At 64.6% G+C, this 26,633-nt stretch carries 29 protein-coding genes, 3 tRNA genes and 1 other RNA gene; 12 read left to right on the top strand and 21 right to left on the bottom strand.

The window, feature by feature from the left end; genetic code table 11:
* Positions 1-16 precede the first annotated feature (16 nt).
* Complete coding sequence (locus tag AC1M0F_RS14285) at positions 17-478, top strand: iron chaperone (protein ID WP_480238913.1); 462 nt, start codon at positions 17-19, stop codon at positions 476-478.
* Here the strand turns inward: AC1M0F_RS14285 and AC1M0F_RS14280 are convergent.
* The gene (locus AC1M0F_RS14280) at positions 475-930 is read right to left on the bottom strand and encodes a DUF2000 domain-containing protein (protein ID WP_480238912.1); all 456 of its coding nucleotides are present in this window, start codon (positions 928-930) and stop codon (positions 475-477) included. The genes AC1M0F_RS14285 and AC1M0F_RS14280 overlap by 4 nt on opposite strands.
* Positions 931-1,024: 94 nt before the next feature.
* Between AC1M0F_RS14280 and AC1M0F_RS14275 the strand changes: the two genes are divergently transcribed.
* Together AC1M0F_RS14275 and AC1M0F_RS14270 are read left to right on the top strand one after the other, a co-directional pair.
* Positions 1,025-1,486, top strand: coding sequence for an Lrp/AsnC family transcriptional regulator (locus tag AC1M0F_RS14275; protein WP_480238911.1), 462 nt, complete (start codon positions 1,025-1,027; stop codon positions 1,484-1,486).
* Positions 1,487-1,638: 152 nt separating this feature from the next.
* Entirely contained in the window at positions 1,639-2,610 is a 972-nt protein-coding gene (locus AC1M0F_RS14270; protein ID WP_480238910.1) for an NADP-dependent oxidoreductase, read from the top strand.
* An 88-nt stretch (positions 2,611-2,698) separates the two neighbouring features.
* On the opposite strand, the gene AC1M0F_RS14265 is transcribed toward AC1M0F_RS14270, so the two are convergent.
* Positions 2,699-2,782: transfer RNA gene (locus AC1M0F_RS14265), tRNA-Leu, on the bottom strand.
* Positions 2,783-2,977: 195 nt separating this feature from the next.
* Between AC1M0F_RS14265 and AC1M0F_RS14260 the strand changes: the two genes are divergently transcribed.
* From AC1M0F_RS14260 to pknB, 7 genes are all read left to right on the top strand, one after another.
* Positions 2,978-3,724, top strand: a complete 747-nt coding sequence (locus tag AC1M0F_RS14260; RefSeq protein WP_480238909.1) for an FhaA domain-containing protein — start codon at positions 2,978-2,980, stop codon at positions 3,722-3,724.
* On the top strand, positions 3,721-4,254 hold the full coding sequence (locus tag AC1M0F_RS14255) for an FHA domain-containing protein FhaB/FipA (protein WP_480238908.1): 534 nt from the start codon (positions 3,721-3,723) through the stop codon (positions 4,252-4,254). The genes AC1M0F_RS14260 and AC1M0F_RS14255 overlap by 4 nt, the downstream gene beginning before the upstream one ends.
* Before the next feature lie 3 nt (positions 4,255-4,257).
* Positions 4,258-5,511, top strand: coding sequence for a Stp1/IreP family PP2C-type Ser/Thr phosphatase (locus AC1M0F_RS14250; protein WP_480238907.1), 1,254 nt, complete (start codon positions 4,258-4,260; stop codon positions 5,509-5,511).
* A 101-nt stretch (positions 5,512-5,612) separates the two neighbouring features.
* Positions 5,613-6,959 (top strand): FtsW/RodA/SpoVE family cell cycle protein, encoded by a 1,347-nt coding sequence (locus AC1M0F_RS14245; protein WP_480238960.1) that lies wholly within the window; start codon positions 5,613-5,615, stop codon positions 6,957-6,959.
* The gene (locus tag AC1M0F_RS14240) at positions 6,956-8,410 is read left to right on the top strand and encodes a peptidoglycan D,D-transpeptidase FtsI family protein (RefSeq protein WP_480238906.1); all 1,455 of its coding nucleotides are present in this window, start codon (positions 6,956-6,958) and stop codon (positions 8,408-8,410) included. The genes AC1M0F_RS14245 and AC1M0F_RS14240 overlap by 4 nt, the downstream gene beginning before the upstream one ends.
* Positions 8,407-10,113 (top strand): protein kinase domain-containing protein, encoded by a 1,707-nt coding sequence (locus AC1M0F_RS14235; RefSeq protein ID WP_480238905.1) that lies wholly within the window; start codon positions 8,407-8,409, stop codon positions 10,111-10,113. The genes AC1M0F_RS14240 and AC1M0F_RS14235 overlap by 4 nt, the downstream gene beginning before the upstream one ends.
* 63 nt (positions 10,114-10,176) lie before the next feature.
* Positions 10,177-11,871, top strand: coding sequence for a Stk1 family PASTA domain-containing Ser/Thr kinase (gene pknB / locus AC1M0F_RS14230; RefSeq protein WP_480238904.1), 1,695 nt, complete (start codon positions 10,177-10,179; stop codon positions 11,869-11,871).
* A 61-nt stretch (positions 11,872-11,932) separates the two neighbouring features.
* Here the strand turns inward: pknB and AC1M0F_RS14225 are convergent, their stop codons facing one another.
* The 10 genes from AC1M0F_RS14225 to AC1M0F_RS14180 form a co-directional block, all read right to left on the bottom strand.
* Positions 11,933-12,595 carry a DUF3618 domain-containing protein gene (locus AC1M0F_RS14225; RefSeq protein ID WP_480238903.1) on the bottom strand — a complete coding sequence of 221 codons (663 nt, stop codon included), beginning with the start codon at positions 12,593-12,595 and terminating at the stop codon, positions 11,933-11,935.
* The gene (locus tag AC1M0F_RS14220; protein ID WP_480238902.1) at positions 12,592-13,005 is read right to left on the bottom strand and encodes a phage holin family protein; all 414 of its coding nucleotides are present in this window, start codon (positions 13,003-13,005) and stop codon (positions 12,592-12,594) included. The genes AC1M0F_RS14225 and AC1M0F_RS14220 overlap by 4 nt, the downstream gene beginning before the upstream one ends.
* A complete protein-coding gene (locus AC1M0F_RS14215; protein WP_480238901.1) occupies positions 13,002-13,637 on the bottom strand; it encodes a hypothetical protein in 636 nt (211 codons plus the stop codon). Before AC1M0F_RS14215 ends, AC1M0F_RS14220 begins: the two co-directional genes overlap by 4 nt.
* Positions 13,638-13,877: 240 nt before the next feature.
* Positions 13,878-14,513, bottom strand: a complete 636-nt coding sequence (locus AC1M0F_RS14210; protein ID WP_480238900.1) for an anthranilate synthase component II — start codon at positions 14,511-14,513, stop codon at positions 13,878-13,880.
* 9 nt (positions 14,514-14,522) lie between these two features.
* Complete coding sequence (locus AC1M0F_RS14205) at positions 14,523-14,681, bottom strand: hypothetical protein (RefSeq protein ID WP_480238899.1); 159 nt, start codon at positions 14,679-14,681, stop codon at positions 14,523-14,525.
* 2 nt (positions 14,682-14,683) lie between these two features.
* A complete protein-coding gene (locus tag AC1M0F_RS14200; protein WP_480238898.1) occupies positions 14,684-15,112 on the bottom strand; it encodes a class E sortase in 429 nt (142 codons plus the stop codon).
* Positions 15,112-15,176: hammerhead ribozyme type II (locus AC1M0F_RS14195), an RNA gene on the bottom strand. The genes AC1M0F_RS14200 and AC1M0F_RS14195 overlap by 1 nt, the downstream gene beginning before the upstream one ends.
* Before the next feature lie 506 nt (positions 15,177-15,682).
* A complete protein-coding gene (locus AC1M0F_RS14190; RefSeq protein WP_480238897.1) occupies positions 15,683-15,928 on the bottom strand; it encodes a cell division protein CrgA in 246 nt (81 codons plus the stop codon).
* Positions 15,929-15,952: 24 nt separating this feature from the next.
* On the bottom strand, positions 15,953-16,807 hold the full coding sequence (locus AC1M0F_RS14185) for a rhomboid family intramembrane serine protease (RefSeq protein WP_480238896.1): 855 nt from the start codon (positions 16,805-16,807) through the stop codon (positions 15,953-15,955).
* A 39-nt stretch (positions 16,808-16,846) separates the two neighbouring features.
* Positions 16,847-17,389, bottom strand: coding sequence for a peptidylprolyl isomerase (locus AC1M0F_RS14180; RefSeq protein ID WP_480238895.1), 543 nt, complete (start codon positions 17,387-17,389; stop codon positions 16,847-16,849).
* A 106-nt stretch (positions 17,390-17,495) separates the two neighbouring features.
* Here AC1M0F_RS14180 and AC1M0F_RS14175 point away from each other — a divergent pair, with 106 nt between their 5' ends.
* Entirely contained in the window at positions 17,496-18,017 is a 522-nt protein-coding gene (locus AC1M0F_RS14175; protein ID WP_480238894.1) for a DNA helicase, read from the top strand.
* Between the two features lie 139 nt (positions 18,018-18,156).
* The gene (locus AC1M0F_RS14170) at positions 18,157-18,579 is read left to right on the top strand and encodes a pyridoxamine 5'-phosphate oxidase family protein (RefSeq protein ID WP_480238893.1); all 423 of its coding nucleotides are present in this window, start codon (positions 18,157-18,159) and stop codon (positions 18,577-18,579) included.
* Between the two features lie 32 nt (positions 18,580-18,611).
* On the opposite strand, the gene AC1M0F_RS14165 is transcribed toward AC1M0F_RS14170, so the two are convergent.
* The 9 genes from AC1M0F_RS14165 to recF form a co-directional block, all read right to left on the bottom strand.
* Positions 18,612-19,025 carry an NUDIX hydrolase gene (locus AC1M0F_RS14165; protein WP_480238892.1) on the bottom strand — a complete coding sequence of 138 codons (414 nt, stop codon included), beginning with the start codon at positions 19,023-19,025 and terminating at the stop codon, positions 18,612-18,614.
* A 46-nt stretch (positions 19,026-19,071) separates the two neighbouring features.
* On the bottom strand, positions 19,072-19,476 hold the full coding sequence (locus AC1M0F_RS14160) for a VOC family protein (RefSeq protein ID WP_480238891.1): 405 nt from the start codon (positions 19,474-19,476) through the stop codon (positions 19,072-19,074).
* 67 nt (positions 19,477-19,543) lie between these two features.
* A tRNA-Ala gene (locus AC1M0F_RS14155) sits at positions 19,544-19,616 on the bottom strand.
* A 35-nt stretch (positions 19,617-19,651) separates the two neighbouring features.
* Positions 19,652-19,725 (bottom strand) — tRNA-Ile (locus AC1M0F_RS14150).
* A 78-nt stretch (positions 19,726-19,803) separates the two neighbouring features.
* Complete coding sequence (locus AC1M0F_RS14145) at positions 19,804-20,208, bottom strand: DUF3566 domain-containing protein (RefSeq protein WP_480238890.1); 405 nt, start codon at positions 20,206-20,208, stop codon at positions 19,804-19,806.
* A gap of 2 nt (positions 20,209-20,210) precedes the next feature.
* Positions 20,211-22,775, bottom strand: coding sequence for a DNA gyrase subunit A (gyrA, locus tag AC1M0F_RS14140; RefSeq protein ID WP_480238959.1), 2,565 nt, complete (start codon positions 22,773-22,775; stop codon positions 20,211-20,213).
* Positions 22,776-22,803: 28 nt separating this feature from the next.
* Positions 22,804-24,813: a DNA topoisomerase (ATP-hydrolyzing) subunit B gene (gene gyrB / locus AC1M0F_RS14135; RefSeq protein WP_480238889.1), complete on the bottom strand. Its 2,010-nt coding sequence runs from the start codon at positions 24,811-24,813 to the stop codon at positions 22,804-22,806.
* Between the two features lie 122 nt (positions 24,814-24,935).
* Positions 24,936-25,442, bottom strand: coding sequence for a DciA family protein (locus AC1M0F_RS14130; RefSeq protein WP_480238888.1), 507 nt, complete (start codon positions 25,440-25,442; stop codon positions 24,936-24,938).
* Complete coding sequence (recF, locus tag AC1M0F_RS14125) at positions 25,435-26,613, bottom strand: DNA replication/repair protein RecF (RefSeq protein WP_480238887.1); 1,179 nt, start codon at positions 26,611-26,613, stop codon at positions 25,435-25,437. The genes AC1M0F_RS14130 and recF overlap by 8 nt, the downstream gene beginning before the upstream one ends.
* Between the last annotated feature and the right edge of the window lie 20 nt (positions 26,614-26,633).

The following is a 26,633-nucleotide window of genomic DNA, read 5'->3' as shown; positions in this document are numbered from 1 at the left end:
CCGAAAGGAACAAGAAATGGCCGAGGCGAAGAAGACAGCGAAGTCGTACGACGGATTCACCGACGAAGAACGCGCCGCGATGAAGGAACGCGCGCAGGAACTCAAGGCGGAGGCGCGCCGCGGCGACCGCGACGCGAAGGCGCGGGAGAAGGGAGAAAAGGACCTTCTCGACAAGATCGCCGAGATGTCCGGGAACGACCAGGACATCGCCGAGAAGCTTCACGCCCTCGTCTCGGCTGTCGCACCCGAGCTGATGCCGAAGACCTGGTACGGGCAGCCCGCCTACGCGCGGGATGGTCAGATCGTCGTCTTCTTCCAGGCGGCCCAGAAGTTCGACTCACGGTATCCGACCCTGGGGTTCAACGACCCGGCAAAACTCGACGACGGCACCATGTGGCCGACCTCTTTCGCGCTGACCGCGTGGACCGCCGAGAACGAGAAGGCGATCGCCGCCCTCGTGAAGAAGGCAGCCGGCTAGAGGAGCGGAAGCCGCTTGACCAGACGGTCGACGGCGTTCCGCGGACCGACGATGCTGATGCCGACGAGGGAGGCATCCGCAGTCTCCCTCAGTTCTGACACGTACTCGTCATAGACCCGGTTGGTCTGCGCGGACTGCGGCATATCGGCCACGAAGACGGCGTCATGACCGGCGGCCTTCGCGCGGATCGCAGAGATCTGCTCGGCTGTCGCCGACAAGACACTGCAGCCCGCCCAGGGAAGCCCCTCATGGGCTGCCCCTGTCGCGTCCACCGCGCTCGGCCCGATCAAACCGACGATCGCTTGGCCGGTGGATGCCGAGACGCAGGCGACCGCGTTGACCATCTGTCCGAGCGGGGCATCGTCGCGAACGAGAACGACCCATTTGAGACGCGCAGACCGTGTCGGTTCCCCGGTGCGGATTTCGTCAGGGGCAAAGGCGGGTATGGTCACTCTTATCCTTACGTCCGGTAAAGCAAGGCATCAGGCTAGCAAGACAGCCATCAGAGCGCCGCTAGACCGGATTATCTACGGAGGAAGAGGAGAAATGGCGATACTGGACGACATTGATACGGCGATCATCCGGGAATTGCAGTCAGATGCCCGGCGCACGAACAGGGACATCGCCGCGGCGGTCGGCATCTCTGCCACGACCGCACTCGACCGCACGAGGTCCCTGCGACAGCGGGGGATCATCCTCGGCGCGACGCTGGAACTCGACCTCGGTTCGATCGGGCGGCCGGTCCAGGCGATGATCGCCGTGCGCATCCGACCGCCGTCCCGGCGCAATATCGAGGGTTTTCGCAACTGGGTTTCGGCCCTCCCTGACGTCGTCTCCGTGTTCGTGACGAGCGGCAATGAGGACTTCCTGATTCACGTCGCGGTTCCGAGCAACGACCACCTCTACGCCTTCGTCATCGACAAACTCACCGAACGCAACGAGATCGTCGACGTCCGCACCTCCGTCGTCTACGAACACATCAGAAGCCCGGACGTCCTCCCGGCGTAGACCCGCGCGCGGCGACGCGTCCTGTGTGGCATCCGGCCGGAGAACAGGAACCTTTGGGCATTGCGTCGAGGGCTGCACGGCGGGACGCTTGGGGGACAACGCGCAGGGATCCATCCGTTTCGGCTTCCGCGACCAGGTAGTGGAGGAACACCATGGGTGCTGAACCCAACGGTACGGGCACGACATCGACGATGATGGCGCTCCGCGCGCACCGGCGTGGTGGGCCGGAGGAACTCGTCTACGAGGAGGCGCCCAGGCCGGTCCCAGGCACTGGTGAGATCTCGGTCGCTGTGCGGGCGGCCGCGATCACGTTCGCCGAGCTGACCTGGCCGGAGACGTGGGAGACCGGCGGTGTCGACCGGACGCCCATCATTCCGTCGCACGAGTTCTCCGGAGTGGTCGCCGAGATCGGCCCGGATGTCGTCGCCCTGGCCGTGGGCGACGCGGTTTTCGGGATCGCCCCGTTCGACGGCGACGGAGCGGCTGCCGAATACGTCGTCGTCCCCGTCGCATCCGTCGCCCGAAAGGATGCTTCGGTCTCCGATGTCGACGCGGCCGCTGCCGTTCTGCCGGCTCTGACGGCGTGGGAGGCGCTCAACGAGCACACCCATCTGACGGCCGATCAGCACATTCTGATCAGGGGCGGAACCGGTGGGGTCGGGGCGTTCCTCACCCAGTTCGCGCACCGGATCGGCGCCGAGGTCACCGTGACGGTGAGCTCAGCGTTGGCGGACGCCCACGCGAGAAGCCTCGGCGCCGATCATGTCGTCGTGGTCGCTCGCCACTCCGAGCCGCTCGACCTGCACGGGTTCGACGTCGCGATCGACGCGGTCGGGGGTGACGTGCCTGAGTGGATGTATGCCGCGGTTCACCAGGGCGGACAACTCATCGTCCTCCAGGAACCCCCGAGCGACGACTTGGCCGAGAAGCACGGCATCGGTGCTCTCTTCTTCGTCGTCGGCACGCGTCAGGACAGGCTGGAGGAACTGGCCGCGTTGCTCGCCGCTGGGGACGTCGACGTGGCGATCGCCCAGACGTTCCCGCTTTCAGCCGGTCGGGAGGCCTACGAAAGCGGGGAACTGCCGAAACCGAGGCCGGGGAAGACCGTCATCCTCGTTCCGTGATTCCGTCGCGCCCGACCTGAAATCTGCGGGGTCCGGGCACGAAAAAAGCCCCCGATTCCTCGGAGGCTTTCTCTGTGTTTCAACCCTGTGCGCGAGGGGGGACTTGAACCCCCACGCCCTTTCGAGCACTGGCACCTGAAGCCAGCGCGTCTGCCAATTCCGCCACTCGCGCAGTGTTGCGACACGTGCGTGTCAACTCAGCGAGATTAGCATGACGCCGGTCGAATCGCCATTCGGCCGGAGGGGTGCGGATGCTGTCCTATATATAGGGGAGCGCGGGTTTAGGCAGGTCCGCAGGCGGCTTGAGTCGCACTCACAGCCCCGCCTACTAACATGTGCATAGCCATTTGACACGATCGGGAGACCTGTGGGCATTCTGGACAACTTCGAGAAGGGTCTCGAACGTGCCGTTAACGGTGCGTTCGCCAAGACCTTCCGTTCGGGGCTGCAGCCGGTCGAGATCACCTCGGCACTCAAACGGGAACTCGACACCAAAGCAGCCGTGATGAGCCGCGACCGCATCCTCGCGCCCAACCAGTTCGTCGTGCGCATGTCGCCTGCGGACAACGAGCGCATGGCAAGCATCGGTCCCGCACTCATCGACGAACTCACGAGTCTCGTGCAGAAGCACGCGACGCACCAGGGCTACCAGTTCGCCGGCGGAATCAGCATCCGCCTGAAAGCAGACGGCAGCCTCTCCGACGGGATGCTCCAGATCGATTCGGTCAACGTGAAGGGCCAGGTCTCGTGGACGCCGGTCCTCGACATCGGCGGCCAGCGCCACCCGATCACGAAGAGCCGCACGGTCATCGGCCGCGGCAGCGATGCAGACATCACGATCGACGATTCAGGCACCAGCCGCAAACACGTCGAAATCCTCTGGGACGGCGAGCGCGCCCAGGCCCGTGACCTCGGGTCGACGAACGGATCGACCCTCAACGGAAACCCGTTCACCCAGACCGCGCTGACCCCCGATTCCGTCGTTCAGATCGGTCGCACCCGTATTGTGTTCCGAGTGCTGGCACAATCTTCCGCTCCGAGTCCCCGTGACGATTACGACGACTCCACCCGCGCTTATGGCGCGGAGGGCGGATTCTGGGGGCCCAAATCGTGAGTGAACTCACCCTGCTGGTGCTCCGCATCGGCTTCCTTCTTCTCCTCTGGCTGTTCGTGTTCGCCATCGTCTACGCCCTCCGCGCCGACATCTTCGGCCAGGGCTCGCGCAAGGCACAGGCGGCTCAAGCGGCCGCGGCTCCCCGGGCAGCGCCGGCCCCACCACTGCCTCCGAAAGCGGCTCCGGCACCCCCGGTCCTGCCAACGGGAGGTCGCAGGAACGAGAAGGCGAGCATCCACAACGTCAACCGCCTCGTCATCACCGCAGGGCCCAAGGAGGGCCTCGAGGTGATGCTCGGTCGCGACCCGCTGACCATCGGCCGCGCACCCGACTCGGGTCTCGTCATCCGCGACGACTACACCTCGACCCATCACGCGAAACTCCTGCTCTGGAACGAGGACTGGATGATCCAGGACCTCGACTCCACCAACGGCACGTTCCTCGGCGGCAAACGCATCAGCTCACCGACGCAGATCACGCTCGGCACTCCGATCAAGGTCGGCGCGACCAGTTTTGAACTGCGGCGGTAGACGATGACGAAAGCAGGCGACTCTGCGGCCATCTCCCATGTCGGGAAAGTCCGCTCGAACAACCAGGACTCCGGATACGCCGGAACCCACTTGTTCGTGGTCGCCGATGGCATGGGCGGTCACGCCGGAGGCGACGTGGCCAGTGCGATCGCCATCAAGCGGATCATGCAGGCGGATGCCGATTTCACCAGCGCACAGGACGCCGAAGCCGCACTGCAGACCGCGATCAGTGCGGCGAACTCCGAACTCGCTGAAGCCGTGTTCGAGCACCCTGAGCTCGGCGGCATGGGCACGACGGTCGACGCCATCGCTGCGGTCGGCGACGAGGTCGCCATCGCGCACATCGGTGACTCCCGCATCTACCTCCTCCGCGACGGCGAACTGAGCCAGATCACCACCGACCACACCTTCGTGCAGCGGCTCGTCGACTCCGGCAGGATCACCGAGGAAGAGGCGATGGTCCACCCGCGCCGCTCCGTGCTCATGCGCGTGCTCGGTGACGTCGACTCGAACCCCGAGATCGACACCATGGTGATGCGAACCCACCCGGGTGACCGCTGGCTGCTCTGCTCGGACGGCCTCTCCGGCGTCGTCGAGAACGAAGCCATCCAGGTCACCCTCGCCCAGAACCTCCCCGCCCGCCAGGTCGGCGAGCAGCTCATCCGCAAGGCGCTCGACGGTGGAGCACCGGACAACGTCACCGTCGTCATCTTCGACGTCGGTGCCGAACGCTCGGCGAGCGCCGAGACCCCCGTCATCGTCGGGTCGGCGTCCCGACCGCTCGCGTACCAGAACGAAGTGCCACGACGCACCGGGCTACTACCGTCGCTGCGGCTGCACTCCGGCCGGGCAACCTCGTCCGGCCCCAGCCACTTCGAGCCGGCGTCGGACGACTACCTGGACGAACTCATCGAAGAGGATGCCCGCCGCGCGAAACGACGACGCCTCACCTGGCTCGTCGGCTCGATCGCGATCGCCCTCGCCATCGCTCTTGCATTGCTCCTCGGCTACGCCTGGACGCAGACTCGCTACTTCGTCGGCGCGGACGAAGACACCGTGGTCATCTTCCAGGGCATCCAGCAGGACATCGGTCCGTTCAGCATGTCAACCGAACACAACGACACCGGCATTCCCATCTCGATGCTGTCGACCTACGACCGGCAGCAGGTGGAGCAGACCATCAGTGCCTCGTCGCTCGAGGAAGCGCAGGAGATCGTCTCGCGCCTCCGCACCACCACGTCGAAGGACGACGAGTGATGTCAGATAGAACCCAGTCCACAGGAGCCGTCGGCGGCCGCATCGTCGACCTGCCCGCCTCCACGCCTGAATTCAAGGCAGACACCGCGGTCATCCGTACGATGCGCAAGCTGCACCTGCCGCAGAAGTTGCGTAACCGCGAACTCGCCCTCCTGCTCTTCGCCTGCGTCATCAACTCCGTTGCGATCCTGCTCGTGCAGCTCGGCGCGACCGGGGCGATCGACCTCGACCTCATCTACCTCGGCGCCGGCCTCTCTGCCCTCGTGCTCGGGCTGCATGTCTGCCTCCGCTACGTCGCACCACAGGCAGACCCGCTCCTCCTGCCGATCGCCACCGTGCTCAACGGTCTCGGCGTCGCCATGATCTACCGCATCGACCTCGCGGTCGGTGTGACCGGCTGGGCAGCGGCATCCACCCGCCAGATCCTGTGGAGCGCCATCGCGATCATCGCGTCGATCGTCGTGATCCTCGTGGTCAGGAACCACCGCGTGCTGTTCAGGTACACGTACCTGTTCGGCTTTTTCGCGTTCATCCTGCTCCTGCTTCCGCTCGTCCCCGGCATCGGCCGTGAAGTCAGCGGCGCACGCGTCTGGGTCGGCATCGGCGACCTCGTCAGCTTCCAGCCCGGTGAGATCGCGAAGATCGCTCTGGCGATCTTCTTCGCCGGGTACCTCGTCCGCACGAGGGACAGCCTGTCCATGGTTGGCAAGAAGGTCCTCTGGATGCAGTTCCCCCGCCTCCGCGACCTCGGCCCGATACTCGTCGTCTGGGCGCTGTCGATGGCAATCATCGTGTTCCAGCACGACATGGGAACAGCGCTCCTCTTCTTCGGCCTGTTCACGGTGATGCTCTACGTCTCGACCGGCCGGCTGAGCTGGATCGTCATCGGCGTCGGCCTCTTCGCCGTCGGTGCCTTCTTCGCCAGCCAGACCCTCACCTACGTGCACGGCCGGTTCCAGAACTGGCTCGACGCGTTCAGCACCCAGGTGTACGACGCCCAGGGCGGCAGCTACCAGCTCGTCCAGGGCATCTTCGGCCTGGCGCAGGGTGGCCTCATCGGCACCGGCCTCGGGCAGGGCAGGCCGCACCTCACCCCGCTGTCGCAGAGTGACTACATCATGGCGAGCCTCGGTGAAGAGCTTGGACTCGCCGGCCTGTTCGCCATCCTCGGCCTCTACCTGTTGTTCGTCTCGCGCGGGCTCCGCATCGGCTTCAGGGGCCAGGACGACTTTGGCAAGCTCCTCGCCGTCGGACTGGCATTCACCATCGCCCTGCAGGTGTTCATCATGGTCGGCGGCGTCACCCGGGTCATCCCGCTCACCGGCCTCACGACGCCGTTCCTCGCTGCGGGTGGTTCGTCCCTCGTCGCCAACTGGATCATCGTCGCCCTCCTGCTGCGCGTGAGCGACAGCATCCGCACCGGCCCCGGAACGGAGGTCACCTCATGAACCGTGAATTGAAACGCGTCAGCGTCGTCGTCCTCGTCATGTTCTTCGCCCTGTTCGGCTCGACGACCGTCATCCAGGCTTTCCAGGCGGACGCCCTCCGGCTGGATGCGCGGAACACGCGCGCCCTTTACGATAGCTACGACACCGAGCGCGGTCCGATCCTCGCCGGCAGCACGGTGATCGCGCAGTCCGTGCCGACGGGCGACCAGTACGTCTTCCAGCGGGAGTACCCGCATGGCGAGTTGTACGCACCGGTCACCGGGTTCTTCAACCCGACCCAGGGCTCGGCAGGCATCGAGCAATACATGAACGACTACCTGTCGGGCACCTCGAACTCGCAGTTCCTCGACGGCATCAACCGGATCGTCGCCGGCCAGGCCCCGAAGGGTGCAGCGGTCGAGGTCACGATCGACCCGATCGTGCAGCAAGCCGCGTTCGACGCGCTCGGAGACATGCAGGGCGCCGTCGTGGCGATCGAGCCGTCGACCGGCCGCATCCTCGCCATGGTCACGTCACCCACCTACGACCCCAACGTCCTTGCGTCGCACGACTCGCAGAGCGTCATCTCCGCATACGAGGCGCTTGAAGACGACCCCCTCGATCCGCTGGTCAACCGGGCGACAGGCGGCGACATGAACCCGCCAGGCTCGACGTTCAAGATCGTTGTGGCCGCAGCGGCCATCGCGAGCGGCAACTATACGCCCGAGTCGACCTTCCCGAACCCGGCCAGCCTTCAGCTTCCCGACAGCGACGCGGTCGTCTACAACTGGACCCGCACCACCTGCGGCCCGGGTGAGACGGTCACTCTCAAGGAGGCGATCCGCCAGAGCTGCAACATCCCCCTGGCGGAGCTCGGCATGGAGCTCGGCGACGAAGCGCTGCGCGAGCAGGCCGAGAAGTTCGGCTTCAACACCGAGATGGCCCTGCCGACCCCGACGGGCGTGAGCGTCTACCCGGAGGACCTCGACGACGCCCAGACGGCCTTGTCGGCGTTCGGCCAATACGACGTCAGGGCCACACCGCTGCAGATGGCACTCGTCTCGGCTGGAATCGCGAACAAAGGAACGGTGATGGCACCGACTCTCGTCGACAGCGTGATCGGCCGAAACCTCGAGGTCCTCAAGAGTTTCGAGCCCCAGGTGATGAGTGAAGCGCTCACCGAGGAACAGTGCGTTCCGATCACCGACATGATGGTCAACGGCGTCTCAGCCGGACAATCGAACGGTGCAAGAATAGAGGGGGTCGACGTGGCGGGAAAGACCGGCACTGCACAGAACGGTGACGACGAACCATATTCACTCTGGTTCACCGGCTTCGCCCCAGCAAGCAATCCCGAGGTCGCGGTCGCGGTTGTCGTCGAGAACGACGGAAATCTGGGTCACCACAGCTCAGGAAACATCGTTGCCGCGCCAATTGCCAAGAAAGTCATAGAGGCGGTGCTGAACAAATGAGACCCACAGCAGGGGTCACCTTCGGGGGACGCTACGAACTGGAGTCCAGGATCGCCATCGGCGGCATGGGCGAAGTCTGGAACGCGACCGACCTGGTCATCGGTCGAACCGTCGCCATCAAGATCCTCAAGGATGAGTACCTCGGCGACCCGAACTTCCTCGAGCGGTTCCGCTCCGAGGCGCGCCACGCCGCCCTGGTGAACCACGAGGGCATCGCCAACGTCTTCGACTACGGCGAAGAAGACGGCAGCGCGTTCCTCGTGATGGAGCTCGTACCTGGGGAAGCACTGTCGACCATGCTCGAGCGCGAGCACGTGCTGTCCACCGACAAGGTGCTCGACATCACCGCCCAGACCGCTCTCGCGCTCCAGGCCGCACACGCCGCCGGCCTCGTCCACCGTGACATCAAGCCAGGCAACCTGCTGATCACCCCGGATGGCCGCGTCAAGATCACCGACTTCGGTATCGCCCGCATCGCCGACCAGGTGCCGCTCACGGCAACCGGCCAGGTCATGGGAACCGTCCAGTACCTCTCACCGGAGCAGGCGTCCGGCCACGCGGCCTCGCCGACCACCGACATCTACTCGCTCGGCATCGTCGCTTACGAGTGCCTGGCAGGCAAGCGGCCGTTCACCGGCGAGTCGCAGGTCGCGATCGCCATGGCTCAGATCAACGAGACTCCGCCGCCCCTGCCTGTCACGGTCTCCGAACCGGTACGCAACCTCGTGCTCTCGATGATCGCGAAGAACCCGTCCGACCGGCCGGCATCCGCGGCACACGTCAGTCGTGCCGCCCAAGCCCTGCGTCGGGGAGACACCGCCGCCGCTGCAGCGGCCGTTCCGGCCATCGCCGAGGGAAGCGGACTCACCGACGCGACCATGGTCATGGGAGCGGGAGCGGACGACGCGACCCAGCTGATCGGCGCAACCGAGGTCACCACGACCACGACGGCCGAGGTCCCGGTCACCGAGCCGAAGAAGCGCAGCCCGTGGACCTGGCCTCTGATCGCCCTGATCACGATCCTCGCGATCGTCCTCGCCGGCACCGTCATCGCCCTGATCAACCAGGGCGACGGCGGCAACCCGCCTGCGACAACCGCCTCGAAGACACCGAGTGCCACACCGACGCCCACTCCGACCCCGACACCGACTCCGACGAGCGAGCTCATCGCTGTCAGCGCCTCCGACTTCGTCGGCGACACCTACGACGAGGCTGCCGCGAAGCTCAGAGACCTCGGGCTCGCGTCCGAACGCGCGGAGGGCAATGCCGCCACCAGTGAAGACCAGGTCGGCATCGTCTACGCGATCAACCCGGAGGGCAACCTTCAAAAGGGCCAGGTCGTCACGGTCACCGTGTACGGTCCGATGGCCTCCATCCCCACCCCGACGGCCGCTCCGACCATCTCGGGCGACGGATGCGACGGCGCCGGCGGATGCGTGAACGTCGCGGCTGGCTCAACGGTCACCGTGAACTGGCCGGCATTCACTCAGTGCCCGGCCGGTCAGCAGATGCTCGGTTACCGCATCACCGCCACCGGCGGAACCCCGACCGCAGCGGGTGGAGCAGTGTCCACCAACAGCGGCCAGGTCGTCGTCGGCGACACCCCCGGCCCGCTCAGCATCACCTACAGCGTGTTCTGCGGATCGGGTGAATCAGCCCAGTCTCCTGCGGGAACAGCGACCATCCAGCCCGCCGGAGAGTGAGCATACGTCAGCGACTAAGCTATCCCTGACCTGACTATGGGTGTGATCTGAAGGAGTTCATGCGTGGCTGACGAACAACGCCTGCTCGCGGGGCGCTACCTCGTCGGCGACCTGATCGGTCGCGGTGGCATGGCCAACGTTTTCCGCGGCACTGATACCAAGCTCGGTCGCACAGTGGCCATCAAGATCCTCAAGGCCGACCTCGCCAACGACCCGGCTTTCCGCACCCGTTTCCGCCAGGAAGCCCAGGCGGCGTCGCGGATGGCTCATCCCACGATCGTGCGTGTCTTCGATGCAGGCGAGGAGACGATCAAGGAGGACGGGCGCGTTTCACGTGAACCCTTCATCGTCATGGAGTACGTCTACGGCCGCACGCTGAAGTCGGTCATCGCCGAGGGGCCGATGGAATCCGGCCGCGCCGTGGCGATCACCGAAGGCATCCTCACCGCCCTCGAATACTCACACCGCGCCGGAGTCGTCCACCGCGACATCAAGCCGGGCAACGTGATGATCACGCCGGACGAGCAGGTCAAGGTGATGGACTTCGGGATCGCGAGGGCCGTCTCCGACTCATCGTCGACCGTCGCTCAGACCACGGCCATCCTCGGCACCGCCTCCTATTTCTCGCCGGAGCAGGCGAAGGGCGAAACCGTCGACGCCCGCACCGACCTCTACTCGACCGGGGTCGTCCTGTTCGAGATGCTGACCGGTCGGGCACCGTTCCGCGGCGACACCGCCGTCGCCGTCGCGTACCAGCATGTGAGCGAGACCGCCGTGCGGCCGTCGTCAGTGAACCCGAAGGTGTCACCGGCCCTCGATCACGTCGTCATGCGCGCGCTGGCCAAGGACCGTTTCGGGCGCTACCAGACAGCCGCGGACTTCCGCGACGACGTCGCCGTAGCCGCATCGGGCAAGATCCCCGTCCACCACGACACCGACGACGCGAGCACAGCGCTGTTCGGTCCCTCGCCACGCGCGTCGGCGAGCACCGAGCAGGCGCTCCGTCAGCTGACCAGCGACGACTCGGTCACGAGGACCCAGCGCCGGCCACCCGTCGTCTGGATCTGGGCAGGAATCGCGTCGATCGCTGTCGTATTGATCGCGGTGATGATCTGGGTGATGTCCCTCAGTCAGGCACCCGTGCTGCAGACCGAGTCGCGGCTGATCCCCGACCTCGTCGGGGTGAGTGAGGAGAGCGCGGTGAACACTCTCACCGACCTCGACCTCGTCGCCAGTGTGGTCACCGAAGAGAACACGACCGTGGACGAGGGACTCGTCATCCGCACGGATCCGAACGAAGGCAGCAAGGTCAGGCCCAAGGATGTCATCCGGGTCTACGTCTCGCTCGGAGCGGCCAAGGTCACGGTGCCGGATGTCGCGAACAAGACCTCGGAGCAGGCGCAAGCGGACCTGACCGCCGCTGGGCTGGCGATCGGGTCGATCTCGAAACAGAACTCACCCAGTCTCGCGGCTGGCTCCGTGATCAGTACCGACCCGGCAGCGGCAAGTGAAGTGCCTGAAGGCACCACCGTGAACCTCATCGTCTCGAGCGGAATGGTCACGATCAAGGACGTCCGTGGACAGTCGATCGATGTCGCGACCGAACTGATGGAGGACGCGGCGGTCGGGCTGACCGTGCAGCCGATCCCCGACACGAGCTGTCCGGCTCAGCCGGGCAACCCCGTGACGAACCAGTCGCTCGCACCAGGCGACGTGCCCCAGCGGTCCACCATCGACCTCACCTACTGCACGGGCTGATCCGCCAGAGAGGAAACGGCGGCCGCGACTGATGTCGCGGCCGCCGTTTTCTCTCTGCCCGCTACCGGAGTGGTTCTTCCGTCCGGGTGGCGTCGAACACCGGCTCATCAGAACCGAGCGGAGATGCGCCACTGTCAGGGGCGACGTAGCCCCCGGTGGAGTACGACTGGCCGGAGGACCCGGATGCCTCATCCGAGTCGCCCTTGATGTCCTGGACCTGGCTGGTCGCATCGTCCTTCACGTTGGAGGCGGCGGTGGTCGCGGCATCCTTCACGGACTCCGCGGCATCCTTGACCGGCTCCTTGAGGTCCTCAGCCACGCCCTTCGCCGTCTCCTTGAGGTCGTCGACGAGCGGAGCGGCCTTTTCCTTGGCGGTCTGAGCGAGCTCCCTCTCCTTCGAGGATGCCGGAATCAACGATGCGGCAAGCAGGCCAGCGCCGAAAGCGATGAGGCCGACGGCGATGGGGTTGCCTTTCGCCTTGTCGATCGCGGTGTGCGGGACGTCACCGATGCGGGACGCTGCATCGCCCACGTGGGAGGACGCATCGTCAGCCGCGCCCATCACGCTGTCCTTCACCTTGCGCGCGACACCCTTGACCTTCTCGGTCTGGCGCTGGGCGATGCTCGACGGGCTCACCTTGTCGGCGAGCGCGTCGACGTCGTAGCTGAGGTTGCTCCTCGTCTCTTCGATGTCCTGTCGGATTGCTTCCGGGTCGTTCGTCATCTCTGGTCCTCACTTGTCTTGAATGCGTCTGGTACCTTCTTCAGGGTCTCGGCCGTCTTCGGCGCACCCTGGATCTCTTCGATTTCCTTCTTGCCGCGCATCGCGAGCACCGCTGCGACGATGCCCCAGATGGCCGCAACGATGATCGCGGACCACACCAGACCGGTGAGGAATCCCAGTCCCCACCAGAGCGCCACGGAGAGGAAAACGAGGGCCATCAGGCCGGCTACTCCTGCACCACCGAACATTCCAGCGCCCTTGCCGGCCTTCTTCGCGGATTCGGACAGTTCGGCCTTCGCGAGCTCCACTTCCTGCCGGAACAGTGTGGAGATGTCCTTCGAGACCTCACCGAGCAGTTGGCCGAGCGATTCGGTCCTTCCGTTCGGATCCGGAACGTATGGCTCACTCATCGAACGTCACCGCTCGTGTACTCCGGGGTACCCGATGGGTATTCAGACGTCTCGGTGTGCCCGGCGGGCGCGGTGTACCCGGAGGCGTACCCTGCTGTCGTACCTGCTGCGGTGTAGTCCGCGGCAGGGATGTTCGTCGCAGTCGGTCGCCCGGCCGACGTGTCGTGTGACTCGTCGTTCCCGCTCGCGAGCGACTTCGCCAGTCGGCCGACGACGATGCCGGCGCCTGCAGCGATCGCGATGAAGACGCCGGGGCGGCGGCGGGCGAATCGCTTGACGTCGTCGAGCAGAGCTGAGGGATCCCTGCCTTCCAGCCAGCCCGCGACATCGCCAGCCCGTGAGGCGGCCTGCGAGACGAGATTCGAGGCCATGCCCTGCGAGCTGGATGAATCGGCCATCGAGCGCAGCTCATCGCTGACAGAACGGATGCCGCCTGCGGCACGCTCCTGCTGAGTCGCAACCTGACTGCTCACCTGCGAACGGACTTCGCCGGCGAGGTTGCGCACCTGGTGCTTCACTTCCTGCTTCACGTTGCCGGCCTCATCGGCGGCTGCACTGGCTACGTGGGATCCGGCATCCCGCACACGATCCGTGGTGGATGCTTCGGTTGTATCTGATGACGTCTGTGTCATGATTTTTCCTCCTCGGAGGAGACCTGTCCGCGTCGTCAGGGGTGGCGACGGCTTCGAGGTCTCGAGTCGTGAGAGAAATCCTCACCCCGGGCTTCGCGAACTCCAAGAATCGGCAAAAGGCTTGACTCCCCTCAAACGGGGGAGTATCACGCGCCCGGATGGAGGTCTCAGGTGGAGGGTTCGCGGGCGCGACGAGCGCAGCCCGGCTCGGTGGGACGAGTAGGGCTGGGCCAGACGCTCTTAGGAGACGACGAGCGGGGTGAGTCCCTTGGCGGTCTCAGCGGCCTGCGGGAGGCCTGCGGCAGCGAGCCAGTTGCCGAGCATGAGGTAGCCGCCCTCTGTGAGCACGCTCTCGGGGTGGAACTGCACACCGTAGATCGGCGCCTCGCTGTGGCGGAGGCCCATGATGACGCCGCCCTGGGTCCTGCTGGTGACCACGAGGTCGCTCGGGACCGTCCCGTCCACGACGGCGAGCGAGTGGTACCTGGTGGCTGTGAAGGGGTGCGGGACCCCGGCGTAGAACGCGCTGTCGTCATGCTCGATGAGCGAGGTCTTGCCGTGCATCAGCTCGTCGGCGTTCGTCACGGTCGCACCGAATGCCTCGGCGATTGCCTGGTGCCCGAGGCACACGCCCAGGAGCGGTGTGCCCGATGCCAGCGCTGCATTCACCATCGGGATGGAGACGCCGGCGTCGGACGGCTTTCCGGGGCCGGGGGAGACCAGGATCGCGTCGTATTCCGCGAGCTTTGCCGCGGCATCCGCTTCGCTGATCGTGTCGTTGCGAAGAACCTCGGTTTCAGCACCGAGCTGCAGCAGATACCCGTTCAGGGTGTAGACGAAGCTGTCGTAGTTGTCGATTACCAATACGCGAGTCACAGGAGCCTCTTACTCTTCAACGGTCACTTCCTGGGGGTCGATGAACGACTGCACCCAGGGGAACACCCAGGTCGCCAGCAGATACAAAACTACCGCGAGCAGCGCGATCAGTATCAGGATGCGCACCCAGACCGGTCCAGGCAGGACGCGCCACAACGCACCGTACATGTCTAGCCTTCCACTGGTGCGGCCAGCGAAGCCGGCCCATCGGGTTCGGCGGTTCGCGGCGTCCACGATTCGAAGACGCCATAGGCGATGATACGTTCCGCGGTTGAGAATGCCGGATTACAGCTGGTGAGGGTGATGAACGAATCCGTCGCTTCGACACCGTCGAGCTGTGGGACAGGGTTGAGGACCCCGACCCCCGACGGCTTCACGTACTCGAGGGTCCTGAACCGGTAGGTGTACCAGCCCTCGGGAACCTCAACCACGATCGCGTCGCCGACCTGCAGGGTTCCGACCAGGTTGAGTGGTTTGCCGTGAGTGTTCCGGTGTCCGGCAACGGCGAAGTTACCCGGCTGGCCGGGCATCGCCGTGTCCGGGTAGTGTCCGATCCCGAGCGGGTTCAGCGTGCGCGACGTCGAGACGCCGCCGGCCATTTTGGCTGCGTAGTCAGCGCCGAACCGCGGCACCCGGAGGACGCCGAAGACCTCGGCGTCGCCTGGTTCTGCGAGGACCAACGGGTCGACGGCGTCGACGGGGTCTGCAGGCGCTTCGGATGCCGTGGGCAACGGAATACTCGTGGCCCACGACTTACTCAGCGCATCTGCTTCGGTGTCTTGAGCCGCACGGAGGACCGCGTCGTTGAGCCAGAGCTGCCAGACGAGGAACAGGAGCACGAGGACCCCGCCGGTGACGAGCAGTTCACCGATCACTCCGACAACGCTCACTCGGGGTCGCGGCTTCTGCGAGCGGTTCCGCCCACGACGCGACGCCCTGGTGGGCGGCACGGACTCGGGGCTGTCTGGCATTCGGCAAGTCTATCTGCGGCACCTTGGAGGCTTTCCCAGAGTTGTGCACAGAGTTATCCACAAGCTGGGGATAATTACACCGGTGTAATTGTCCACAGTGTTAATAACCCTGTTAACAACTCTGGCCGGGGGTTTTCCCGTGGAGCCGCGGCGGCTGCGCCCGGTATCCCGGGCGCGGCGCGGCGTTGGTTGGGGAAACTAACGCCAGCGGGTCGTCATCAGGAAGCCGATGAAGGCGATTCCGAATCCGACGACGATGTTCCAGGACTCGAGCGCGGCGATCGGCAGAGCTCCCTGACTGACGTAGAACACGATGATCCAGGCCAGCCCGAGGAGCATGAAGCCGAACATCACCGGCTTGAACCAGACCGGGTTGGGTGCCTGCTCACCGGAGCGTTGTGTGCTCGAGGTGGCCTGTGTGCTCTTCGTTTTGTCGCGTGCCATAGCGCCGATTCTAGTCGCTCAGCCCTAAAGCGCGCGCATCACCGCGAAGTAGGGGATCAGGCTGGCGATCACGAGCACGACGCACAGCCCGGAGATGAGGAGAGTCTGACGTCGCTTGTGCTTGAGGTGCCTGGTCTCGTAGTAGATCAGACCGACAAGGGCGCCGCCGACGAGCCCGCCGAGGTGCGCCTGCCAAGCGACGTTGATGCCGGGGATGAAGCCGATCACGAGGTTGATCCCGACGAGCACGAGCAGGCCGTTCATGTTGCCGCCGCGCTTGCGCTGGATCACGAGGAATGCACCCATCAGGCCGAAGATCGCACCGGACGCACCGACGACCGGAGTGGTTCCGTCCGTGAGGAACAGCACACCGAGCGAGCCCGCAAAACCGGAGATCAGATACAGGGCAAGGAAACGTGCGCGCCCGAGCATGGGTTCGAGCGCTTGCCCGAAGATCCAGAGCGTGTACATGTTCAGCAGGACATGGAAAATGAAACTCTGGGAGTGGACGAAGACAGTCGTCAGCATCCGCCACGGCTCGAACGCCAGCGGCGTCGAGTAGACACCCGCGTACAACAGGTATTCCGTGACGTTGAGTCCCGGGATGAGTTGCAGCAGGAAAACGAATGCCGTGACGGCGATGAGGACGTACGTGACGATCGGCCGCTCGCCGCTGCGGCTGAAGAAGCCCGTCCGTCGTGGCGCTGTCTGACGCTGCTGCTTCATGCATTCCGGGCAGATCACGCCGACCGCGCCAGGAGTCTGGCATTCGCCGCAGATCGTGCGCCCACACCGCTGGCAGAGCACGAAGCTCTGCCGGTCGGGGTGGCGGTAACAGAAGTTGTCCCGGCGCACGGGAGGAACGGACGACTGGCTCATTCGCCGAAACCGAAGACCGGGCCGAAGCCAGTGCGGGGTTTAGACGTCGGCAACCGTGACGCTCTCGATGACGATGTCGTCGAGGGGGCGGTCGCGTGCGTCACGGGGAACCTCTGCCAGTTTGTCGACGACCTTGCGGCTGGCTTCGTCTTCGACGGCACCGAAGATGGTGTGCTTACCCTGCAGCCAGCTGGTGTCGCCGACCGTGATGAAGAACTGGGAGCCGTTCGTTCCACGGCCCGCGATCTTGCCTGCGTTTGCCATCGCGAGCATGTACGGCTCGTTGAAGTTGAGTTCCGGGTGGATCTCGTCGTCGAACTTGTAGCCCGGGCCGCCGGTTCCGTTTCCGAGGGGGTCGCCGCCCTGGATCATGAAGCCGGGGATGATGCGGTGGAAGATGACACCGTTGTAAAGGGGTGTGTCCTTCTTGGTCTCACCGGTGCGCTCGTCGGTCCATTCGGTGCTGCCAGTGGCCAGGCCGACGAAGTTGCCGACCGTCTTGGGGGCGTGGTCACCGAAGAGGTTGACCTTGATGTCGCCGTAGTTGGTGTGAAGGGTTGCGACAGCGGTGTGCTTTGACATGTTTTCAATTCTTACACACGCATTGAGTCAAGCCGGGTGGTGTTCGGGGCATTCGGTGGCAAGATGGATGTCTGTCGCGTTAAAACGAGATCAATGGAGGTCAGCGGTGAGTCTGTCACGCAAGCGCAAAAAAGAGCTCAAGCGACTCAAGGGTGAAGCCAACGAGTTGTGGCAAGCCCAGCAGGAGATTCTGGACCACGCCAACCATGTCGCTCGTGAGGCGAGCAGGCAGTTGAGTGCATACGGCCGGGAGCAGATCGTTCCCTCGGTCGTGAACACGTACGAACACAAGGTGCAGCCGGTCGTCGACCGCGGCTATGCCGCATCACGGGACTTCGCCGATGTCGCCAAGCGCGGCATCGACAAGACGGTCCTGCCGGTGCTCGGAGGGGTGGTCGGCAGCGTGCTGTCGATCGGCGACATCGCCAAGGACCACCGCGTCCGCGCTGCGCTGGAACGCTTCCAGCCGGCCAAGCCGGCACCGAAGAAGTCGAACGTCGGCAGTGTCATCGCCGTCGGCGTCGGAGTACTCGCTGCTGCGGGTGTCGCCTACGCGGTCTGGCAGACGTTCCGTGCCGACGACGAGCTGTGGGTTGCTGACGAAGAGCCGGCCCTGCCGAACCTCTGATCCTCGTTACTTCGAAGGATGGCCGGTCCCTGAGGGGCCGGCCATCCTTCGTTTTGTGTCTGCCGTCCACCCTGTTGCTCTGGGCATCCGTGCACGAGAATGAGCCTGGGACGCTTGTCCACCCAGATGAGGAGCAGCCATGCCGGTGACGGAATTGTCCGAAGCAGAATCCCTCGAGTTACTTGCTGCCGCACCCGTCGGCCGCATCGTGGTCGCGGTCAACGACATCATCGACATCTATCCGGTGTCCCACACCGTTCTCGATGGCGCGATCTACTTCCGCACTGCACCCGGCGACAAACTCGCCGGTCTGGCAGCCAATGCGGCTGTGCTCTTCGAAGCGGACGAGCTCACTCCGACCGATGCCTGGAGCGTCGTAGTCCATGGTCTTGCGCGTCGGCTTGAGCACGACGACGAGATCGAGCCGGTGGTTGGCAGGTTGCGGGATCCGTTCGTGCGCGGTCGGAGGGACGTCATCGTCCGGATCGTTCCCAGCTCGGTGAGCGGCCGCTCGATCCATCCCATCGACGGTGACGACGACGACGACGACAGCACGCTCTGAGCCGAGCGATCGGTTGCAACCGTCCTGACCGGTTACAGCATCGCGAGCGCGATGTCGACGAGCGCCACGCGCTTCAGCGACGGTACCGCGGTGAGCGGATGCCACGCGGCCAGGTCGGTCGACCCGCCGACCTCATAGGTCAGCTCACCACCCGTGACGTGCGCACGGTAGACGATGCGGAGACCGTGCAGAGGTCTGGTTGCATTCGGTGAAATGCGATTCTCGGGCTGCGCGACGAACGAGTCGATCCCGAGCAGACCGTCGAGTTCAGCGGTGTAGCCGGTCTCCTCGAAGATCTCGCGTACCGCGGCATCCGCCGGGTGTTCGCCCGGATCGATGCCACCGCCAGGCAGGGTCCAGCCGCTGTGTCCTGCCTCCCGCCAGTGGGCGAGAAGGATCTGGTCGCCATCGATGATGACGCCGTACGCAGCAACGCGAATGTCCATCCGCCCACAGTACCCATCGAGAGGTTCCCGGCGAAGGCCGGCGACTCTATTCGCTGAGCCAGGGCGTCGACACGAGCCCGATCAGGAGACCCTCAGGGCTGAGGAGCCTCGCGGTCACCTGCCCCCATGGTTCCGTGCGGGTTCCGTGGATGAGGGTGAGCCCTTTCGCGCGCAGTTCCTGCTCGGCGACCGCCACGTCCCTGACCTCGAACTCGATGGTCGCCTGGGGCACGGGGATGTCGTCCGGCCAGTCGGGGGTGCCGAAGCAGGTCTCAGCCGCCTCTGCGAGCGGCCAAAGGCCCAGATGCTTCGTCCCATTGAGCTGGTGAGTGTAGTTGTAGTCGCCCATCTTCTCTTCGAAGCGGATGCCGAGGCTGCCGCCGTAGAACGAGAGGGCTGCGTCGGGGTCGGCGACGATCGGTGAGAACCCGGCGACGAAGAGAATGTCCATCGTTCCAGTGTGGCGCAGGCGACACACGATTCCGTGAAAGTCACACGCTCGGGGAGGGAGAAAACTGTGGAGCCTAGGGGAATCGAACCCCTGACCTCCTGCTTGCAAAGCAGGCGCTCTACCAATTGAGCTAAGGCCCCGATTAGGGAGAAATTGTATCTAAACGTCTCCCGAGTGGGGATACCAGGACTTGAACCTGGGACCTCTTCGTTATCAGCGAAGCGCTCTAACCGCCTGAGCTATATCCCCGTTTGGGCAGATTAGAGACTACCTGAGATCTGCCGTTTTCTATAATCGAGAGGGCTCGTCGAGCCCTCTCGATCACGCTTAGTTGTTTGTGAAGCCGACCAGGAGTCCGCCGGTGATCTTCACGCTCAGGTTGTACAGCGCGGCGCACAGGGCACCGAGCGCGGTTACGACGATGAGGTTGAGAATCGCGACGACGACGGCGAAGCCCATCACCCGTCCGAGGTTGAAGATCGCCAGGAGGTCGTTGCCGACTCCGGCGACATCCTTGTACAGGCCGTTGACCTGATCGAAGATGTTCGTCTGGTCGAGCACGGTGTACACGAGGAAGAACACGACGATGGTGACGACCGCGAGGGCAACAGCGACGAGGAACGACAGCTTCACTGCCGACCAGAAGTCGATGTAGACCAGTTTGAGACGGACCTGCTTTGTCGAGGTGCGTTTCGTCGACTTCTTGGCGAGCTTCTCGGCAACGCTACTCATACTTATTCTTCCTTCTCAGCCTCGGCGGCGGGCGCTGCAGCTTCTTCTACGACTATGACATCTGCTGATTCTGCGTCCGCGGCCACAAGATTGCGGTCACTGTTCCTGGCCAGGGCAATAATCCGGTCATCGTCTGCGAATCGTGCGAAAACGACGCCCATGGTGTCCCTGCCCTTGGCGGGAACTTCGGCCACCGCAGACCTTACCACCTTGCCGCTGGCAAGAACCACAAGCACCTCGTCGTCCTCGCTCACGATGAGTGCGCCGGCCAGGTCGCCTCGGTCCTCGTTGTACTTGGCGACCTTGATACCGAGTCCGCCGCGGTTCTGGAGCCGGTATTGCTCGACCGCAGTGCGCTTCGCGTAGCCGCCCTCGGTGGCGATGAACACGAAGGCTTCCGCATCGGGATCCGCCGGCAGGACCGAGGCGGACAGTAGTTCGTCGCCGTCACGGAAGTTCATCCCGATCACACCAGATGTCGAGCGTCCCATCGGCCGCAGCGTCTCGTCGTTCGCGGTGAAACGGATGGACATGCCGAGTCGTGAGACGAGGAAGATGTCGCTGTCGTCTTCGACGAGAAGTGCACCGACGAGCTCGTCACCCTCACGCAGGTTGATGGCGATGATGCCACCGGTGCGGTTGGTGTCGTATTCGCTCAGTGCGGTCTTCTTGGCGAGACCGTTGCGGGTCGCCAGTACGAGGTAGGTGGCCGCCTCGTAGTCGCGGATATCGAGGATCTCAGCGATCTCCTCATCCGGCTGCATGGCGAGCAGGTTGGCGACGTGCTGGCCCTTGGCGTCGCGGCCGGCCTCCTGCACCTCGTACGCCTTGGCCCGGTAGACCCGGCCCTTGTTCGTGAAGAACAGCAGCCAGTGATGCGTGGTCGTCACGAAGAAGTGATCGACGACGTCGTCAGCGCGGAGCTGTGCTCCCTTGACGCCCTTGCCACCGCGGTGCTGCTGGCGGTAGTTGTCGCTCCGGGTGCGCTTGATGTAGCCGCCGCGCGTGACCGAGATGACCATCTCTTCTTCGGGAATGAGGTCTTCGACGCTCATGTCTCCGTCGTACCCGAACATGATCTCGGTGCGACGGTCGTCTCCGAACCGGTCGACGATCTCGGTGAGTTCCTCGCTCACGATCGTGCGCTGGCGCTCGGGGCTCGCGAGGATCGCCTTGTACTCGGTGATCTCGCGCTCGATCTCGTCGTGCTCGTCGATGATCTTCTGGCGTTCGAGAGCGGCGAGACGGCGCAGCTGCATCTCGAGGATGGCCCGCGCCTGCAGCTCGTCGATGTCGAGGAGGTCGATCAGGCCGTCGCGGGCATCCTCGACGGTCTTGGACCGGCGTATCAGGGCGATGACCTCGTCAAGGGCGTCGAGGGCCTTGAGGTACCCGCGCAGGATGTGAGCACGTTCCTCCGCCTTCATCAAGCGATGCTTCGTGCGACGGATGATGACATCGATCTGGTGGGCGACCCACGCGGTGATGAATCCGTCGAGCGCGAGCGTGCGCGGGATGCCGTCGACGATCGCAAGCATGTTCGCGCCGAAGTTCTCCTGCAGCTGCGTGTGCTTGTAGAGGTTGTTGAGCACGACCTTCGCGACGGCATCACGCTTGAGCACGATGACGAGGCGCTGGCCGGTGCGGCCGGAGGTCTCGTCGCGGATATCCGCGATACCCGAGATCTTGCCGTCCTTGACCATATCGGCGATCTTCACCGCGAGGTTGTCCGGGTTGACCTGGTACGGCAGCTCGGTGACGACGAGGCAGGTGCGGCCCTGGATCTCCTCGACACTGACGACGGCGCGCATCGTGATCGAGCCGCGACCGGTGCGGTAGGCGTCGTGGATGCCCTTCACTCCGAGGATCTGGGCTCCGGTCGGGAAGTCGGGACCCTTGACCCGCTGCATCAGGGCTTCGAGAAGCTCCTCACGCGAGGCATCCGGGTTGGCCAGGTGCCAGAGGGCAGCGCTCGAGACCTCGCGCAGGTTGTGCGGTGGGATGTTCGTGGCCATACCCACGGCGATGCCGACCGAGCCGTTGACCAGGAGGTTCGGGAACCGGGCGGGAAGAACGGCGGGCTCCTGGGTGCGTCCGTCGTAGTTGTCCTGGAAGTTGACGGTGTCCTCGTCGATGTCGCGGACCATTTCCATGGCGAGCGGCGACATCTTCGTTTCCGTGTACCGCGGTGCTGCCGCCCCGTCGTTGCCGGGGGAACCGAAGTTGCCCTGGCCGAGCGCCAGCGGGTAGCGGAGGCTCCACGGCTGGACGAGTCGGACCAGTGCGTCGTAGATCGCGGAGTCACCGTGCGGGTGGAACTGACCCATCACGTCACCGACGACACGGGCGCACTTGGAGAAGGCCTTGTCCGGCCGGTAGCCACCGTCATACATGGCGTAGATCACGCGGCGGTGAACGGGCTTCATGCCGTCGCGCACCTCGGGGAGGGCGCGACCGACGATGACGCTCATCGCGTAGTCGAGGTACGACCTCTGCATCTCCAACTGGAGATCGACCTGGCTGATCCTGCCGTGGACGCCATGGTCCTCGGGTGGATCTACAACGATGTCTTCGGCGCCTTCGGGAGTGGTGTCGTTAGATGTCAAGGAACCGTACGTCCTTCGCGTTCTTTTGGATGAAGTTTCGGCGTGACTCGACGTCCTCGCCCATCAGGGTGGAAAAGATCTCGTCGGCGGCTGCAGCGTCGTCGAGGTTGACCTGCATCAGCGTGCGGGTCTCGGGGGCCATCGTGGTCTCCCACAGCTCCTTGTAGTCCATCTCGCCGAGACCCTTGTAACGCTGGATGCCGTTGTCCTTGGGGATGCGACGGCCGGCCGCGATTCCCGCGGCGAGCTGGGCGTCACGTTCGGCATCGCTGTAGACGTATTCGTGCTCGGCGTTGGTCCACTTGAGCTTGAACAGCGGCGGCTGCGCCAGATAGACGTAGCCGAAGTCGATCAGCGGACGCATGTAGCGGAACAGGAGGGTGAGCAGCAGCGTGGTGATGTGCTGGCCGTCGACGTCGGCATCGGCCATCAGGACGATCTTGTGGTACCTGGCCTTCTCCGGGTTGAAGTCCTCGCCGATGCCTGCACCGAAAGCGGTGATCATCGCCTGGACCTCGGCGTTGCCGAGGGCGCGGTCGAGTCGCGCCTTCTCCACATTGAGGATCTTGCCTCTGAGGGGCAGGATCGCCTGGGTCTCCGGGTTTCGGCCCTGCACGGCCGAGCCGCCGGCCGAGTCGCCCTCGACGATGAAGATCTCGGAGAGCGATGGGTCCTTGGACTGGCAGTCCTTGAGCTTGCCCGGCATACCGCCACCCTCGAGGAGTCCCTTGCGGCGAGCGGTCTCGCGGGCCTTGCGGGCGGCGAGACGCGCGGTCGCAGCCTGGAACGCCTTGCGGATGATCTCCTTGGCCTGGGCCGGGTTGCGACCGAACCAGTCACCGAGCTGATCGCCGACGACCTTCTGGACGAACGCCTTCGCTTCGGTGTTGCCGAGCTTGGTCTTCGTCTGGCCCTCGAACTGCGGCTCGGTGAGCTTCACCGAGATGACGGCGGTGAGGCCCTCACGCACGTCGTCACCTGAGAGGTTGTCGTCCTTCTCCTTGAGCAGGCCCTTTTCACGCGCGTACTTGTTGACGAGCGTGGTGAGTGCGGCGCGGAAACCTTCTTCGTGGGTTCCGCCCTCGTGGGTGTTGATCGTGTTCGCGTAGGTGTGGACGCTCTCGGTGTACGCGGTCGTCCACTGCATGGCGACTTCGAGGGCGATCTTGCGGTTGTCGTCCTCGGTCTCGAACGAGATGATCTCGTCGTTGACGAGGTCGGCCTTGCGGGCGTGGTTGAGGTACTCGACGTAGTCCACGAGACCGCGCTCGTAGAGGAACACGTTCGACTGCTGCACGAGTTCCGGCTCGGTACCGTCGACCGTGACCTTCCCCTCGACGAGGTGGTCGGCGCGTTCGTCGTGCAGTGCGATGCGGAGTCCCTTGTTGAGGAACGCCATCTGCTGGAACCGGGTACGAAGCGTGTCGTAGTCGAACTCGGTGGTCTCGAAGATTTCCGCACTCGGCCAGAAGGTGATCGTGGTTCCGGTCTCCTCGGAATCCTCATCCTGCGAGAGGGGAGCGTCGGCGACACCGTCGTGGAAGGTGGCACGCCAGACCGAACCCTGGCGACGGACCTCGACGTCGAGGCGGTTCGACAGGGCGTTGACGACCGAACTGCCGACACCGTGGAGGCCACCGGAAACGGCGTATCCGCCTCCGCCGAACTTTCCTCCGGCGTGGAGGATGGTCAGAACGACCTCGACGGTCGATTTCCCTTCGACGGGGTGGATGTCGACGGGGATCCCTCGACCGTTGTCCACGACACGGACGGCACCGTCCGGAAGAATCGTGACCTCGATGTTGTCGCAGTAGCCGGCCAGGGCCTCATCGACCGCGTTGTCGACGATCTCGTAGACCAGGTGATGCAAACCGCGCGGACCGGTGGAACCGATGTACATTCCGGGGCGTTTACGTACGGCTTCGAGACCTTCGAGAACCTGAATCTGGCTTGCGCCGTAGTCGCTGTTATCCGCGGACCTGTTCGGTTCTGATGACATATGAAATTAGGCTCCAAACCGTGTTCGTGCTCGACATGTAATTCTATCAAGAACGGGAGGGCTTCGGGGCTGATATGCCCCTCTGAGGCACTTTTACCGCAGGGTCGACCACAAATGTCTGGTTAACCGTAGGTATCGCGTACGCCACGCCCTTGAACCGATCTGGGGCCGCGTTTGAAGGATGGGACGTTGGGTCCCAGAAAACGGATGCTCTCGATCCCCGCTTCGGGATACCTCACGGCGATGTGCGTCATGATGTCGACGCGCATCAGCCGGAGCTGCGTCGCCCAGGCCGTCGATTCGCACTGGACGGTGAGAACACCGTTCTCGATTCCGACCGGAGAGGAGTGGTTAGCGGTCTCCTCGCCGGCCAACTCCGTCCAGTTCGCCACGAGCTCCGACTGTGCCAACGGCGAGTCCCAGCCGAGCTGGCTGGTCAGTGCGCCGAGGACGTCGCTGATGCCTTTCGGGTCGCGGCCGAGTCCGAACGGGACGCTCTCGCCCGGCTCCGTCTTGCGATTCCGTTTGGAACGCGCGTAGTGCTTCTGCCCGCCGAAGAGCTCCTTGAAACGCACGTAGACACGCGCCGATTCTGAGGATGAGTCCTGGCCGCGGTTCGCCTCAGCCATGAATGGTCTCACCGGCTGCTTCGAGAATCTGCCCGGCGGAGATGTGCACGGTATGGGCGGTGAGAGCCTCCGGGACGTCTTCGAGGACGGCGGCGGTGATGAGTACCTGCTCGAAACCAGCGACGGCAGCCGCGAGCCTGGCCCGGCGGTTGAGGTCGAGCTCCGCGAAGACATCGTCGAGGATCAGCACGGGGTCGCCCGTGTTCGAGTCCCGCCGGAGCAGCTCGGCCGACGCGAGTTTGAGCGCAAGGGCGAACGACCAGGTCTCGCCGTGGCTGGCGTAGCCCTTCACCGGGAGCGCGTTCAGTTCGAAGAGGATGTCGTCCCGATGAGGGCCGACCAGTGTGAGTCCGCGCTCGAGTTCACTGCGGCGCTGCAGGGCGAGCGCGGCCCGGAACCGTTCGGCAGTCGCACCGGACGGCGCTGCGGACGGTTCGTCGGCCGAATCCGGCGATTCGAGCTCGGCGTCGACCCCGTCGATCGAGAGCAGCGGGGTGAGCGAAGGACCGTGGTCGTCGCCGACGACCGAGGCATAGGCATCCCTGATCGGCTGCCTGAGGGATTCGATCAGCGCGACGCGCTCGTCGATGATCTCGGAACCCAGCGCGACGAGTTTGTCGTCCCAGATCTCCAGCGTTGTCAGCTGGTTCGGTTTGAGGCCTGATGCGCGTGCCGATTTCAGGAGCGAGTTGCGCTGTTTCAGGGTACGTTCGTAGTCGCTCATCACGCCCGCGAGCCGGGGGGTGTGGAGAATGAGCAGCTGGTCGAGGAACCGCCGGCGTGCTGACGGGTCGCCACGGACGATGCCGAGATCTTCAGGGGCGAAGAGCACGCTGGAGAAGTAACGGGGCAGCTCGCGCGGTTTGATCTGGCCGCGGTTGACCTGGGCCCGGTTGGCTCCGGTTCGGTTGATCTGCACCTCGGTGAGAAGGTCGCGGCCGTTGTGCTGCAGCCTGGCCCGGATGATCGCGGCATCCTGTCCGGCGCGGATCAGCGCCGAGTCCGTGGACACGCGGTGGGAGCCGAGGGTGGAGAGGTAGCCGAGGGCTTCGACCAGGTTGGTCTTGCCCTGGCCATTGCGCCCGACGAAGAGATTCGCCCCCGGCGCCATCGCCACGTCAGCGACCGCGTAATTGCGGTAATTGCTGAGGTTGAGGTGGGTGACGATCACTCCAGAAGCCTACCGAGCGC

Source organism: Mycetocola sp. Y719, assembly GCF_056713205.1.
Note: the sequence above shows the minus strand (reverse complement) of the source record. Positions and strands in the feature narration are given on the sequence as shown.

Coding starts and splice junctions, on each gene's coding strand:
- AC1M0F_RS14200 (WP_480238898.1), bottom strand. CDS start 15,112: ATGGCCGGCGGCGTCTCGACGTCGCGCACGCTGAACCCGCTCGGGATC.
- AC1M0F_RS14190 (WP_480238897.1), bottom strand. CDS start 15,928: ATGGCACGCGACAAAACGAAGAGCACACAGGCCACCTCGAGCACACAA.
- gyrB (WP_480238889.1), bottom strand. CDS start 24,813: ATGTCATCAGAACCGAACAGGTCCGCGGATAACAGCGACTACGGCGCA.
- AC1M0F_RS14130 (WP_480238888.1), bottom strand. CDS start 25,442: ATGGCTGAGGCGAACCGCGGCCAGGACTCATCCTCAGAATCGGCGCGT.
- AC1M0F_RS14285 (WP_480238913.1), top strand. CDS start 17: ATGGCCGAGGCGAAGAAGACAGCGAAGTCGTACGACGGATTCACCGAC.
- AC1M0F_RS14205 (WP_480238899.1), bottom strand. CDS start 14,681: ATGTACGGTGCGTTGTGGCGCGTCCTGCCTGGACCGGTCTGGGTGCGC.
- AC1M0F_RS14170 (WP_480238893.1), top strand. CDS start 18,157: ATGCCGGTGACGGAATTGTCCGAAGCAGAATCCCTCGAGTTACTTGCT.
- AC1M0F_RS14225 (WP_480238903.1), bottom strand. CDS start 12,595: ATGACGAACGACCCGGAAGCAATCCGACAGGACATCGAAGAGACGAGG.
- AC1M0F_RS14185 (WP_480238896.1), bottom strand. CDS start 16,807: ATGAGCCAGTCGTCCGTTCCTCCCGTGCGCCGGGACAACTTCTGTTAC.
- AC1M0F_RS14270 (WP_480238910.1), top strand. CDS start 1,639: ATGGGTGCTGAACCCAACGGTACGGGCACGACATCGACGATGATGGCG.
- AC1M0F_RS14245 (WP_480238960.1), top strand. CDS start 5,613: ATGCGCAAGCTGCACCTGCCGCAGAAGTTGCGTAACCGCGAACTCGCC.
- AC1M0F_RS14180 (WP_480238895.1), bottom strand. CDS start 17,389: ATGTCAAAGCACACCGCTGTCGCAACCCTTCACACCAACTACGGCGAC.
- AC1M0F_RS14215 (WP_480238901.1), bottom strand. CDS start 13,637: ATGACACAGACGTCATCAGATACAACCGAAGCATCCACCACGGATCGT.
- AC1M0F_RS14165 (WP_480238892.1), bottom strand. CDS start 19,025: ATGGACATTCGCGTTGCTGCGTACGGCGTCATCATCGATGGCGACCAG.
- AC1M0F_RS14235 (WP_480238905.1), top strand. CDS start 8,407: ATGAGACCCACAGCAGGGGTCACCTTCGGGGGACGCTACGAACTGGAG.
- AC1M0F_RS14275 (WP_480238911.1), top strand. CDS start 1,025: ATGGCGATACTGGACGACATTGATACGGCGATCATCCGGGAATTGCAG.
- AC1M0F_RS14145 (WP_480238890.1), bottom strand. CDS start 20,208: ATGAGTAGCGTTGCCGAGAAGCTCGCCAAGAAGTCGACGAAACGCACC.
- AC1M0F_RS14250 (WP_480238907.1), top strand. CDS start 4,258: ATGACGAAAGCAGGCGACTCTGCGGCCATCTCCCATGTCGGGAAAGTC.
- AC1M0F_RS14220 (WP_480238902.1), bottom strand. CDS start 13,005: ATGAGTGAGCCATACGTTCCGGATCCGAACGGAAGGACCGAATCGCTC.
- AC1M0F_RS14240 (WP_480238906.1), top strand. CDS start 6,956: ATGAACCGTGAATTGAAACGCGTCAGCGTCGTCGTCCTCGTCATGTTC.
- AC1M0F_RS14160 (WP_480238891.1), bottom strand. CDS start 19,476: ATGGACATTCTCTTCGTCGCCGGGTTCTCACCGATCGTCGCCGACCCC.